Origin of the sequence: Fibrobacter sp. (genome assembly GCF_017551775.1) — a bacterium.
GTDB lineage: Bacteria > Fibrobacterota > Fibrobacteria > Fibrobacterales > Fibrobacteraceae > Fibrobacter.
Map to the genome: position 1 here is coordinate 17646 of NZ_JAFZKX010000057.1, position 12506 is coordinate 30151.

Genomic DNA, 12506 nt, shown 5'->3' on the forward strand with positions numbered 1-12506 from the left:
TTGCTGGATGGGCCATCCTGAGCGGAGCCGAAGGGCCCAGAACGGCGATGCTCGTTACAGGCAGTTGCGCTTCTGCTGCAGGTAGAGGTCTGCGAGCACGAGCGCTGCCATACTCTCGACAATTACGGGGGCGCGGACGGCGACGCAAGGGTCGTGCCGGCCCTTGGCGGCGAGTTCGCCGTTTTCGCCATTCCTGCTGGCCGTCTTCTGCGACTGCGAAATCGTCGCCGTCGGCTTGAACGCGAGCCTGCATTCGATATCGGCGCCGTTGCTGATTCCGCCGACGCTTCCGCCCGCGTTGTTCGTGCGGGTGCGGAACTTGCCGTCTTCAAAATAAATTTCGTCGTTGTGTTCGCTGCCGTGCATTCTCGCTCCGGCAAAGCCGCTCCCGATCTCGAATCCCTTGCATGCCGGGATGCTGAGCATCGCCTGCGCGAGCAGCGCGTCGAGCCTGTCGAATACGGGTTCGCCGAGTGTGGCGGGAACGTTTTTCACGAGAAGCTTGACCGTCCCGCCGACGCTGTCTCCGTTCTTCTTCGCGTCGAGGATTTCGGCTTCCATCTTGGCGCTTGCCGCCGCGTCGGGGCAACGTACGGTCGAGGCTTCGATCGCCTCGTGCGTGAGTGCGTTCGTGTCGAGCGCCGGGCAGTCCACCTGGCCTACGGAATCCACCCAGGCGAGGAACTCGGTGCCTGCCACCTGGGCGAGCAGCTTCATGGCCACTGCGCCCGCGCACACGCGCCCGATGGTCTCGCGTGCGGAACTCCTTCCGCCGCCGCGGTAGTCGCGGAATCCGTACTTCAGGTCGTAGCACAGGTCGGCATGCCCAGGACGGTACCACTTGGCTATTTCGGCGTAGTCGCCGCTATGCTGGTCTTCGTTGAACACCGCGAAAGAGATGGGCGTGCCCGTAGTCTTGCCTTCGAAAACGCCGCTCAGGATGCGCACCTTGTCTTTTTCGTTGCGGGCGGTGGTCGTCTTGTTCTGGCCGGGCCGCCTCCTGTCCAGCAGGACCTGGACGTCTTCTTCGGTGAGGGGGAGGCCTGCGGGGCAGCCGTCCAGGACCGCGCCTACGGCCGGTCCGTGGGATTCGCCCCAGGTGGTAACGGAAAAAATTTTGCCAAATGTGCTAGCCATGTCACAAAATATAGATAATGAACTAAAAATGCCGGCGAAAGCATGACTATATGCCAAAAGTTTATTATCTTTTACATAGGTTTTAGGAGATCCCTAGTGACTAAGTTTGCAAACATCGTTCTGTTGCTGATTATGGCGCTTTCTATGGAAGTGCTCGCTCAGCGCAATAACGAACTGGATTTCGCTGGGATACCTTTTGGTTCTTCCCGCGAAACTGTCATCGAAGAAGTCATGAAAATGGGCTATGAGCCCTACGGGCAGATGGGCAAGGGTGAACGTGTTGTACTCCCCATGTTCAGGTTCGGAGAACTGCCGGTGCAGGTATCGTTCATTTTCAACGCGAATGACAAGTTCTACGCCTTCGAGATCCGTACCGGCAAGGTAGAGGATTCCCGCAGGTTCAAGGCTATCGAGGCCGCCGAATACATGTCCGAGCAGTTCACGCTCAAGTACGGCAAGGCCGCCCAGGACCCCGCGGTTAACGAGAACAACCTGGTCGAAGGCCGCAACAACTACCAGGAATGGTATGGCGTGAAGCTGCTGAACGCGTTTACCGCCATCATCAAGAAGGGCGGCAAGTACTTCGTGCTCGGCTACGTGGAACACCGTACGCTCATGAAGGAAGTTCCTGGTCAGAAAAAGGGCAAGGAGAAGGCTCCTACCCAACCGGTATTCTAGGTCGGACCTCGTATCTAAGTCTAAGACACATAATAAGTTAACCAAAACCGAAGCCCCCGGATGAATCCGAGGGCTGATTTTGTACAAATTCACATTTTGAAAGCGCGGTTCCCGCGCCGTCGCTAGCTCTTGAACTTGTCGAGAGCGTTGTTCGGGCCGATGAGGAACAGCACGTCGTCTTCCTGCAACACGATGTCGGCGAGGTTACCGATCTTGGGCGTCGGTTCCTGCGGGTCGCGGATGGCGATGACCTGCACGCCGTACTTGTGGGTGATGTTCAGGTCCTTAAGCGTCTTCCCGAGGAATTCCTTGGGGCACACGACTTCCACGATGCTGAAGCCTTCCATGAACGGCAAGAAGTCGAGCATGTTCGGGCGGTTCAGGCGTTCGGCGAGCGCGATGGCGGAGTCCCTTTCCGGGTGGAAGATGTCCGAGACGCCGAGCTTCTCGAGGATGCTCGAGTGGGCGGCGCTACTGGACTTCGCGATGATGTGCTTCACGCCCAGTTCCTTGAGGTTCAGCACGGTGAGGAGGCTTGCCTCCAGGTTCTCGCCGATACAGACGATGACGGAGTCCGCCTTCTGGAGCGGGATGCTCGCGAGCTGTTTTTTGCGGGTGGAGTCGGCGACCATGGCCTGCGATACGGTGCTGGAGATGTCCTGCACCTTTTCGGGATGGTTATCCACCACGAGCACGTCGTGCCCGAGGCTCGTCAGGTGACGGGCGAGGAAGATGGCGGAGTTGCCGAGACCGATAATGATGTATTGCTTGGATGCCATGCTTTTAAATGTAGTTAATAGTTACAAGGCACCTGCGGTGCAGTTATTAGTTAATAGTTACTAGTTACTAGAAATTGAGGTCTAGAGATGTTTATTGCCTAAAAGTTACTAGGAACTCAGAACTAGTAACTGCCGCTATACAAAACTTGGCAACTTGTTGCCTAGTTGCTGTTATCCACTATGTGGAGAAGCGGCCTAGCCGACCATGATGTCTTCTTCGGCGAACCAGGTGGTGTTCTTGACCTGACCCGCGACGGCGGAGATGAGGAACAGTGGTCCCATACGGCCGATGAACATCACGCAGCAGATGACAATCTTGCCTACCGTGGACAGTTCGCCCGTAAGTCCCATCGAGAGCCCGCAGGTGCTGTAGGCGCTGATGACCTCGAATAGGATCCTGAGGAAGGGTGTGCCGTTCTCGTTGAAGCCGGTGCCCGCGGGAATTTCGGTGATGAGGAGTACCATCGTGGCAAGAGCTATCACGACGATGGCCACCACGAAGATTCGCACGGCCTTGTCGACCGTGGTTTCGGGAATGGTGCGGCCCATGACCTGGGTCTTTTCGCGGCCGAGCAGGCGGTTGAACCCGAGCAGCCCGATGACCGCTGCCGTGGTGACCTTGATGCCGCCGCCGCAGCTACCGGGGTTTGCGCCGATGAACATGATGATGATAAAGAAGAACAGGGAACTGGCGCAGAGGGCCGGAGTGTCTATCGTGTTGAGGCCCGCCGTACGGCTCGTGAACGCCATGAAGAACGTCGTCTGGAGCTTGTCGAAGAGGCTGAGCCCGTCGAGCGTGTTGCTCCATTCGGTTATGGTAAAGGCGATGATGCTCACCGCGATGATGACGAACGTGCAGAACGTCGCGATGCGGGTGTGGAGCGAAATCTTGCGGAACTTGCGGACCTTGAAGTCGAAGGCGTACTGCAGTTCGGTGATGGCGAGGAAGCCGAACCCGCCCGCCAGCGCGAGGATGCAGGTCGTGATGTTCATGACCGGGTTCAGCTGGAACTGCACGAGCGAATCGGGGAACAGCGTGAACCCGACGTTGCAGAATGAACTTACCGCCTGGAACAGCGAGCAGAAGAAGCGGTCGTAGAGTTCCATGTCGCTGAACTGCGTGAAGTAGAATACGCCGCCGATGGCTTCGAGGATGAACGTGAAGGGGAGCACCGCCATGAGGATGCGCTTCGCGTCGACGTTACCTTCTTGCGTGAAATCCGAAAGCAGTACCGACTGGTGGTTGAAGCCCGGGTGCATGCCCGCGAGCAAAATGAGCACCGTAGATACGGTCATGATACCCAAGCCGCCCAGCTGCATGAGGATGATGAGCACCCAGTCGCCGAAGTTCGTGAAGGTGCTGCTGATGTCGATGACCGAGAGTCCTGTGACGCAGACGGCGGATGTCGCCGTGAAGAGGGCCTGCAAGAAGTCGATGGGTTCGTGCGTAGATACCGGCAGGCGGAGAAGGACTGCACCAACGGCAATGAGCAGCAGGTAGCCGAGAACCACCAGGGTAATCGGGTTCGCTTGTTTCTTCGGCTTGAAGACATTCTCGGAAGTCGTGTCCGAGAAGGCCTGGTACTTCGATTTCAACATGGGGAGAAAGATAGTAATTTCTAGATTTGGGCGCGTTATGAAGAACATGCGTGCCATTCTCATGCCGATAGCGATTGTCCTCGGAATCCTGATTCCGCAGGCGCACGTGCTTTCGCCCATGATGCCGTTCTTGATCGGCACCATGATGTTTTTGACTTTCGTGACGAAAATCCCCCCGCAGACGCACGGCTATACCTTCAAGATAGAAATCCGCGCGCTCGCGGTTAGCCTTCTGCTCGTTGCCGCCCTCGCGGGTTTTGTTAAGTTGTTCGACCTCCCGCGCGAAGTGCTGCTCGGTGGCGCCATCATCGCGCTTTGCCCGCCGGCCAATGCCGCCCCCGCGATGGCCAAGATGCTCGGCGGTTCGGCGTCGCTTGCCCTCAAGATATTCCTGAGCGGAAACCTCATCGCGTGTTTTTCCATCCCGATTGTGTTCGGTTACCTCACCGGCACCGATGCGAGCCTGAGCGACATCTCGATGAAGATTTTCAACACCATCCAGCCCATCATCAGCATTCCTTTGGCATTTGCGCTGGGCCTGCGCGCGTTTTACCCGGAACTTGCCGACCGCGCCGCGAAATACCAGAAGTACACGATGTTCGTGTGGACTTTCTCGGTATTCGTGATTTTGGCGAAGGCGAGCTACGACATACGCGAGATGGGGTTCATGGACTTGTGGAACAGCGGCAAGCTCCCGATGATGGCGGGCATCTCGCTGGTGCTTTGCATATTGCTTTTTGCCCTCGGGTGGTTTGCCGAAAGGAACCGCCGCCCCATCGAAGGCTCGCAGAGCATGGGCCAGAAGAATACCACGCTCGTCATTTGGATTGCGACCCTGTATGCGGGCCCCGTCGTGGCGCTTGCCCCTACGTGCTATGTGGTATGGCAGAACCTGGTTTTGAGTTTCATGTCGGCGCGCATCAAGCCGAAAGATCAGGCGAACGCTGAGCCAGAAAATAGCGCTCCCGCAAAAACGGAATAAAAAATTTACGTCATCCCGCATGCTGTATAGCTGGTTTTGTTCATATATTTTCGTATATGGGCGTTGTTTATAAATACTCGTTGTTGGCGCTTGTTGTCTGCGCTCTGGCTTCATGCCAGTCTAAACCTGCTACCGATATGGCGGCAGTGCAGCAACAGCCGCAAGTCAAGACTGAGCCGTCTGTCAGTGATACAAGTGCGTACGTTACCATTGTCGATACGAGCGTTCACGATAGTGTATTTCGCGAAGAGACTGTCCCTGTGGAGCAGGGCGGGTTCGTAGAGTATTTTAACGGCAGAAATCAGAAAAAGATAAATGCGACGAAGATTTTTTATGCCTATTCCGATTCCATAAGCCCCTTTGTCAAGGGACATTCGGGAAGCCCTACTTTTGCGGACATGGTCGCATTGGCGTATGCCAGGCACTACCCCATGGAAATTAGTCCGGATGATGTCTGGCTCATGCTTCTGGACGGTTTCCGGCTGCATGTAAAGAGCAATCGCGACGCCTTGAAGGACCGCTTTGTGGGTCCGGGTGCAGATACCAGCATCAAGGTTTCTGCGAACTGGCTGACGCTGGAATCTTCGCACGGGGAATGGTTCGGTGTCATCACGGCCCTGTTTGACGAATTGCAGCAAAAAATTCCCGCCGAAACCGCGGAACCCCTGCGGACGAAATTTTCGACCACGAGTCCCACTGACTACAACATTTCCCGTGCTATGGTCCTGTCGGTCGCTTCTGAATACTATTCCTACTCGGTGTACACGCTCTGCGGTATTCCCCGGATAAAGATTGAGGGGACTAGGCAGGACTGGCTATTACTGAAGGAGGCCTTCAACAAGCTTGCATCGCGGCTCGATATGGAATGGTGGTCGGAACAGTTGAACCCGATTCTCGACGAATTTGCAAATGCGTTTGACGGGAAATCCGGTGTGGAATTCTGGCAGCGCATCTTCAAGGTGCCGGAACAGAAGGGCTGCGGAAATGCGCGGTTTAGTGGCTGGCTGACGAAGTTCTATCCGTACCTCTTTAACGATGAAAACTCTGAATTCAAGAGACGTACGGAATGGAATGGTGGTATCGAGTTCGAACAACTGCCAAAGGTCATCTCGTCGTTTGACATAAAATGGGATTATCTCGGCCGCGAAATTCCCCTGAAGCTTACCACGGGATTTGTCGGCATCCAGGTGGATACGGCAACGGGAATGCTGAAGGCCTCCAGGGGGTATGCCCTGCGTTCCCACTGTGGCTGGTGCAACATGAATAAACTTTCGGGCACGCTGGAATACATTCCGGGAAAGCCGCTCCGGTTGCAGGAAGCTCTCGCCATTTCGGATTCGATGAATTTCTATGACAGGAATGGCCTTGTTTATGCGACACACGACCGCGCCGAAATCGAAAAATTTGCCATGGTTGCCGATTACGAGGAGGAATACCCGGAAGATGATTTTGGAGTCCGGGTGCTTTTTGAGGACGTTAAGCCTTCTGTATCAGTCAACCTTTATCGGAAAGGCGAATTGATAGAGCATTTGTCCTATTTTGCAAAGCTGAATCCAGAAGTGATTCCCGATTCGGCCTCCATTGGGGCGATGCAGGGAATCCAGGGCGCGGGCGCATGGAAAAACAGGGACCGCATGGAGGCGTTCTTCAAGGAGCGGAAAATTTCCACTGAAGGCGAGTCCGCGGAATTCGCACACGAAAAGTCTATCCCGAAACTGGATGTCAAAGTAATTGTAGACTCATTTGCTATTAAAGAAGGCAAGTCGCTTAAGGAAAATTTGCCAGTGAAGTTTTATAAAGCGGGACTGGCCGATAATGTCAAGACTACATGCGGCTGGCGACTTGAAAGGGCTTTTTACCGCCATTATAAGGAAGGGCAGGATGTGACTGTGGATGCCGAACTTACTTTCGGTGAAGAAGGCCGTGTCGTTAAGGTCGATATGGACACGGAACACCCTGTTTACGGGGATTTCTTGCAAGAGGTCAAGACAGTCCTTTATTACGGATGGATGTTTCCGCGGCTCCACTACGTGGTAGTAGAGGGCGAACGCGCACAGGAAATCGTACATTCTATAAAAATTCGTGTTACTTTCTCGAAGGATAGCCGGACAAAGAAATGACCCACGCAGAACTTGTCAAGAAACTCCTCGAAAATCAGGACCTGAAGTACCGCGATTTCCATGCGTCGCTGTTGCCGAATATCGACAAGAAGTCGATTATCGGCGTGCGCGTGCCCGTGATGCGGAAAATTGCGAAGGAGTTCATGGATTCTGCGGCGAAATTCGCGGTGGGCACGAAGTCGGCGGTAGGGAAGTCGGCGGCAAAAACTATGCCGAAGGATGTCGCGAATTTTTTGGACAAGCTGCCGCACAAGTATTTCGAAGAGAACCAGGTGCACCTCCTTGTGGTCGAAAAGATCAAGGATGCGGAAGAGTGCCTGCGCCGTATCGAGCAGTTCTTGCCCTACATCAACAACTGGGCGGTTTGCGACGGTAAGTCTCCGAAGGCATTGCTCAAGGACGAGGCCCGCTTTTTGGCCCGCATCAAGGCGTGGCTCAAGTCGAGCAAGCCTTACACGGTGCGTTTCGGCGTGAATATGCTCATGAACTTTTTCCTGGACGAACGCTTTGACAAGAAACACCTGGAAATGGTTGCCGCAATAGACGAGAAGAAGTTTGACGATTCCGATACCGGCGCTGCAAAGTCCTCGATAAATGCAGCGCGCTCCACGGATCGCTACTACGTGCAGATGGTCGTCGCCTGGTATTTCGCGACGGCGCTCGCCAAGCAGTGGGATAGCGCGTTCCCTTACATAAAGAACCGCAAGCTTTCGCCGTGGATTCACGCCAAGACCATCCAGAAGGCGTGCGAGAGTTACCGCATCACCGACGAGCAGAAAAAAGTTTTGCGCGCCTTGAAGTAGGTTTGTATTTCTGGTGTGGCAGGCTTATTTCGAGAGCCTGTGGTTCATGTGCGCTTCGACCACGTTCACCACGTAGTCGCCGAGCTTTTCGCAGTCGTTTATCAGGTCCATGTAGTGCACGCCCATCTGGTAGCTGTAACGCTGCGCGTTCAGGTCGTTCACGTTCAGTTCCTTGAGCATCTTGCGGTAATCGTTGATTTCGAATTCGAACGCTTGGACTGCCTTCGGGTCGGCTTCGGGCCTGTTCTCGACAACCAGGAGCATCTGGGTGAGCATCTGGTCGCAGAATTTCATCATGCCGTCGATACGGCTGTATTGTTCTTCGGTGTAGTCCTCGCCGCACTTGAACTTGCGATTCAGAACGCGGGCCATGTTGTAGCAGGCGTCGCCGATACTCTCGATTTCGGAAATTTCCTTGAGCATGCACTGCAGCTTGGTCTTACTTTCGGGGCTCAGGTGACCTTCGCTTACTTTGTTCAAATACTCACCGATTTCCATTTCCAGTTTGTCGCTGATGCCTTCGTACTTTTCGATGCGGGCGAACAGTTTCGCGAATGCGGCTTCGTCTTTTAGCTTGAGGAGTTCAGGTACAAAACGGAACATCTTGAGCGTGCGTTCGGCGAACAGGTTGATTTCCTTGCGGGCTTCGAACAGCGAGAGTTCCGCGGTGCTCATGAGGCCGCCGCTGATGAACTTGATGCTGAAATCTTCGGGGTCTTCCTTTTCCTTGATGATCCTGCAGATGAGCTTTTCCATCGGTTTGATGAACCAGATGAGGAGCGCCACGTTGCACAGGTTGAACGCTGTGTGGAATCCGGAGAGGGCGTAGGTCACGCGGACGCCCGCATGGGCGATTTCTTCTTCGGTTTGTGGCACGAAGTTCGGGTCGAAGCCCACGAAATGGCAGACCATGTTCACGAACGGGTGGAATATGATGAGCACCCACACCACGCCGAATACGTTGAAGAGCATGTGGGCGAGGGCCGCGCGCCGCGCCTGCGTACTTGCCGAAAGGGCCGCGAGGTTCGAGGTGACCGTGGTACCGATGTTTTCGCCCATAACGAGCGCGATGCCCTGGTAAATCGGGAGCACGCCGCTGGAGCAGAGGAGCAACGTGATTGCCATGATGGCCGCGGAGGACTGCACGCACATCGTCAGGATTCCGCCCAGGAGCAGGAACAGGAGCGTCGAGAGCATGCCCCAGTTGCCGCAGGTCGCGAAGAAGTTGATGACCGCCTGGTTGTGCGAGAGGTCCATCGCGACGGCGTTTTCGCGGAGCGTCGTGAGGCCGAGGAACATGAACGAAAATCCGAATATGAATTCAGCGAAACTTTTCACGCTGTTCTTGCGCACATACGAAAGCGCGATGGCGAGCCCGAAGAAGGGCCACACGAAGCTGCTCATGTTGAACTGGAATCCGAATATCGACATGATCCACGCTGTGGCCGTGGTTCCGATATTTGCACCCATAATAACAGGAATGGCCTGCTTAAGCGTAAGCAGACCAGCATTAACGAAACTGACAGTCATGACGGTGGTTGCAGTCGAGGACTGCACGGCGGCGGTAACGAACGTACCCGTAAGGAGTCCACCCGCTCGGTGCTTGGTCATGGTTCCAAGGACTGCGCGGAGGTGTCCGCCGGTGAGTTTTTGCAAGCCTTCGCTCATCGTTTTCATGCCGAACATGAGGAGCGCGAGGCATCCGATCATCTTGAGGATCATTAGAGTCATAGGACATTCCTATTATGTGGCGCCACTTACCGGGGTCATCGTCGCTGCCTTTCAGCTAGTCCGGATTTGCGGCGTAGATTTATTTTGTTTCTGTTTACAAGCAATGATAGAAAAAAGCGGGCCGTGTTTCAAGGGAACGCGGGTGGAGGCGTGATTGCCGCTACGGCATGGAATGGTATCCCGGTTTGCGGAGGGGTGGTGGACTATTGCGTGTTTTTTTTGTATTTTGTTGCCTGTATGTTGAAGAAAACCCTGCTGCTTTCGTTGCTGATGTGTGCCGCTGCCTTTTCTGCGAGCGGTCGATATTGGAATACGGGTCTCGGCGGGGTTACAATGCAGCACCTTTCCATGCAGTCTTCTCCGCGTGGAGCCGCGCTTTCGGGTGCCGGCGTCGCTGACCCCGCTCGGGTATCCGAGGTGAGTCGCAACCCCCTGGCCATCACGCGCATGCGGTCCGCTGAATTCGGGCTGAACCAGATCGTGTTTGGCGATGCGGGTGCCGACAACTTCGTCTCGGTCTATTACGGGCTTCCGCTGGGCGAAAGCTACGGGCTTTCCCTCGGGCTCGAGTACCTCGGGTACGACGAAATCGAGGGCCGCGACGAGAATGGCGAGCTTGCCGCTGAATATGGGGCTTATGCCTGGGCCGCTCAGGCCGGCTTCGGCAACCGCGGCAAGGCGTTCGGGTGGTCGCTCTCCGCGCGTTTCGCGTACCAGACTATCGACGATGAATCGAATATCGCCATCCTCGCCGATGGTGGCGTAATCTACCGCGTCATGCAGTACATTTCTTTCGGTGCGACCGTCACGAATTTCGGGTACGTGACCGAAAGCGAATACGACCACGCGCATGAATCCGCCCCGCTGGCCCTGCAGGCGGGCATTACGGGCATTGTCCCGGTCGCGCGCATTTTCAATCTCGAGAGCCTCTGGGAAGTTCACCTCTCCGCCGACATCTACCGCCGTGCCGACATGGACGATCCCGAATGGCGCTTCGGCACCGAAATCGCCTACCAGGAATTCCTCTTGTTACGCATGGGTTACGCGCTGCGCCCGCATACCGAAGACGGCTTCAGCGCCGGTATCGGGTTCTCCTTCGGCATGGTCGTGTTCGACTACGGCTATTCGCCGCGCCCTGCGCTTGGCTCCGGCAACCACTACCTCGGTCTCGGCCTGCGTTTCTAGCGGCTTTCCCATCTTAGCACGTCGAGTGCTTTTGTATCTGGTACGTGATGCTTCCGCGGCTGATTCCCAGCTTGTGCGCTGCGCGGCTCTTGTTCCAGTCGCATGATTCGAGCGCTTCCTTGATGACTATCCATTCGGGCGCGATGGCGCGTTTCTTTGCCCACAGGTTCTCTCCGCTCATCCGTTTCTGGACGATGCTCTCCTCGTTCACGGCGGTCGACGAGTATTCCTCGCAGAGGACTTCCCTGATATGGATTCCGTGTGATTTCAGGAGCGCATAGCGCTGCAGTACGTTTTTCAGCTGGCGCACGTTGCCGGGCCATTTGAACTGCTTGAGCGAATCGATTTCGTCGAGCGAGAGCCTGCCTTTGGGCGGTTCGAAATGCGTGCGCCTCGCGTTTTCGCAGATGCCGCTCCAGATACTTACTGCGATGTCGTCAAAGTCGCTGCGGTCGCGCAACGGCGGGATGAATATCGGGAACACGTTCAGCCTGAAGAACAGGTCTTCGCGGAAGCGCTTCGCCGCGATTTCCTTTTTGAGATCGCGGTTCGTGGCGCATATCAGCCGGAAGTCTACGGGTATGCTTTTCGACGAACCCACGGGCAGCACCGCCTTCTCTTGCAGGATGCGCAGGAACTTGCTCTGGGCGTCGAGCGGAAGTTCCCCGATTTCGTCGAGGAAGAGCGTGCCTCCGTTCGCGGCGCGCACGATTCCCTTCTGGTCGGCGTAGGCGCCCGTGAACGCGCCCTTGACCGAGCCTTCGAGCGTGCTTTCGATGAGGTTCTGCGCGAGCGCCCCGCAGTTGAGGGCGACAAACGGGCCGAACCTGCGCGGGCTATGGTCGTGTATGTAGCGGGCAGCGACTTCCTTGCCGGCGCCCGATTCCCCCTGGATGAGGACGGTGACGGACGAGTTCGCCGCGATCTGTAGCAGTTTTTTCGGATCTTTCATAGGGTCTCCTAACCATAAAACGATTTCGCGGCCGTTTTATGCCGTCGGAGCCCCGGTTTTTTACATTCGCACTCCAGTTTTTACAAAACCTTGCCGTCACCTTCTCAAATTTTTATATTTGCCCCCGCTCGGGGAATTCTCCCCGGCAGACATAGACACAATAAGGCGCCCGCAAAAAATTGCTTTGAAAAAGAAATTTGAGCGAGACCGAGTGCAGGCAGGAACGAGAAGTGGTGAATACTGGAAGTCTTTACCACTTCGAGTGACGAAAATGCACGAAGAGTCGCAGCCAAATTTCTGAAAATGAATTTTTGGTGGGCGCCGGAAACCAAAGTGGCTGGCCAGATGGGTAGGCTTGGGCAAGTCCCCGAACGGGGATTGATCGTGAGGAAAGCGATCGCGCTCGAAGCCGAGAGGTTTGGTGGCCCGAAAGGAAAAAATGAGTCAAAGAATCGTATGCAAGTTCGGCGGCAGCTCTGTCGCCGATGCCGGCCAGTTCAAGAAGATCAAGGCCATCGTTGAATCCGACAAGAACCGCAA

The 12506-nt window shown here is 55.5% G+C and carries 10 protein-coding genes; 5 read left to right on the forward strand and 5 right to left on the reverse strand.

Annotated elements, in window-relative coordinates:
* Nucleotides 1–54: 54 nt before the first annotated feature.
* Nucleotides 55–1137, reverse strand: a complete 1083-nt coding sequence (gene aroC / locus IK012_RS06580; RefSeq protein ID WP_290952161.1) for a chorismate synthase — start codon at nucleotides 1135–1137, stop codon at nucleotides 55–57.
* Nucleotides 1138–1233: 96 nt separating this feature from the next.
* Between aroC and IK012_RS06585 the strand changes: the two genes are divergently transcribed.
* Complete coding sequence (locus IK012_RS06585) at nucleotides 1234–1815, forward strand: hypothetical protein (protein ID WP_290952164.1); 582 nt, start codon at nucleotides 1234–1236, stop codon at nucleotides 1813–1815.
* Between the two features lie 122 nt (nucleotides 1816–1937).
* Here IK012_RS06585 and IK012_RS06590 read toward each other — a convergent pair whose 3' ends face one another.
* The gene (locus tag IK012_RS06590) at nucleotides 1938–2594 is read right to left on the reverse strand and encodes a TrkA family potassium uptake protein (RefSeq protein WP_173343653.1); all 657 of its coding nucleotides are present in this window, start codon (nucleotides 2592–2594) and stop codon (nucleotides 1938–1940) included.
* A 195-nt stretch (nucleotides 2595–2789) separates the two neighbouring features.
* Nucleotides 2790–4193 carry a TrkH family potassium uptake protein gene (locus IK012_RS06595; protein WP_290952169.1) on the reverse strand — a complete coding sequence of 468 codons (1404 nt, stop codon included), beginning with the start codon at nucleotides 4191–4193 and terminating at the stop codon, nucleotides 2790–2792.
* Nucleotides 4194–4230: 37 nt separating this feature from the next.
* Between IK012_RS06595 and IK012_RS06600 the strand changes: the two genes are divergently transcribed.
* Genes IK012_RS06600 through IK012_RS06610 form a run of 3 tightly spaced genes read left to right on the forward strand, consistent with a single transcriptional unit; the run spans nucleotide 4231 to nucleotide 8098 of the window.
* Complete coding sequence (locus IK012_RS06600; protein WP_290952171.1) at nucleotides 4231–5175, forward strand: hypothetical protein; 945 nt, start codon at nucleotides 4231–4233, stop codon at nucleotides 5173–5175.
* 56 nt (nucleotides 5176–5231) lie between these two features.
* Nucleotides 5232–7295 carry a DUF4419 domain-containing protein gene (locus tag IK012_RS06605; RefSeq protein ID WP_290952174.1) on the forward strand — a complete coding sequence of 688 codons (2064 nt, stop codon included), beginning with the start codon at nucleotides 5232–5234 and terminating at the stop codon, nucleotides 7293–7295.
* On the forward strand, nucleotides 7292–8098 hold the full coding sequence (locus IK012_RS06610) for a DNA alkylation repair protein (RefSeq protein WP_290952177.1): 807 nt from the start codon (nucleotides 7292–7294) through the stop codon (nucleotides 8096–8098). The genes IK012_RS06605 and IK012_RS06610 overlap by 4 nt, the downstream gene beginning before the upstream one ends.
* A gap of 24 nt (nucleotides 8099–8122) precedes the next feature.
* Here the strand turns inward: IK012_RS06610 and IK012_RS06615 are convergent, their stop codons facing one another.
* On the reverse strand, nucleotides 8123–9829 hold the full coding sequence (locus tag IK012_RS06615; RefSeq protein WP_290952181.1) for a Na/Pi cotransporter family protein: 1707 nt from the start codon (nucleotides 9827–9829) through the stop codon (nucleotides 8123–8125).
* A gap of 237 nt (nucleotides 9830–10066) precedes the next feature.
* Between IK012_RS06615 and IK012_RS06620 the strand changes: the two genes are divergently transcribed.
* Nucleotides 10067–11014: a PorV/PorQ family protein gene (locus IK012_RS06620; protein ID WP_290952184.1), complete on the forward strand. Its 948-nt coding sequence runs from the start codon at nucleotides 10067–10069 to the stop codon at nucleotides 11012–11014.
* Between the two features lie 13 nt (nucleotides 11015–11027).
* Here the strand turns inward: IK012_RS06620 and IK012_RS06625 are convergent, their stop codons facing one another.
* Complete coding sequence (locus IK012_RS06625) at nucleotides 11028–11966, reverse strand: sigma 54-interacting transcriptional regulator (protein WP_290952185.1); 939 nt, start codon at nucleotides 11964–11966, stop codon at nucleotides 11028–11030.
* Nucleotides 11967–12506 lie beyond the last annotated feature (540 nt).

Excerpts from the sequence above, each read along its gene's own strand:
- aroC (WP_290952161.1), bottom strand. The coding sequence starts at position 1,137 with ATGGCTAGCACATTTGGCAAAATTTTTTCCGTTACCACCTGGGGCGAA.
- IK012_RS06620 (WP_290952184.1), top strand. The coding sequence starts at position 10,067 with ATGTTGAAGAAAACCCTGCTGCTTTCGTTGCTGATGTGTGCCGCTGCC.
- IK012_RS06610 (WP_290952177.1), top strand. The coding sequence starts at position 7,292 with ATGACCCACGCAGAACTTGTCAAGAAACTCCTCGAAAATCAGGACCTG.
- IK012_RS06625 (WP_290952185.1), bottom strand. The coding sequence starts at position 11,966 with ATGAAAGATCCGAAAAAACTGCTACAGATCGCGGCGAACTCGTCCGTC.
- IK012_RS06605 (WP_290952174.1), top strand. The coding sequence starts at position 5,232 with ATGGGCGTTGTTTATAAATACTCGTTGTTGGCGCTTGTTGTCTGCGCT.
- IK012_RS06595 (WP_290952169.1), bottom strand. The coding sequence starts at position 4,193 with ATGTTGAAATCGAAGTACCAGGCCTTCTCGGACACGACTTCCGAGAAT.
- IK012_RS06600 (WP_290952171.1), top strand. The coding sequence starts at position 4,231 with ATGAAGAACATGCGTGCCATTCTCATGCCGATAGCGATTGTCCTCGGA.
- IK012_RS06615 (WP_290952181.1), bottom strand. The coding sequence starts at position 9,829 with ATGACTCTAATGATCCTCAAGATGATCGGATGCCTCGCGCTCCTCATG.
- IK012_RS06590 (WP_173343653.1), bottom strand. The coding sequence starts at position 2,594 with ATGGCATCCAAGCAATACATCATTATCGGTCTCGGCAACTCCGCCATC.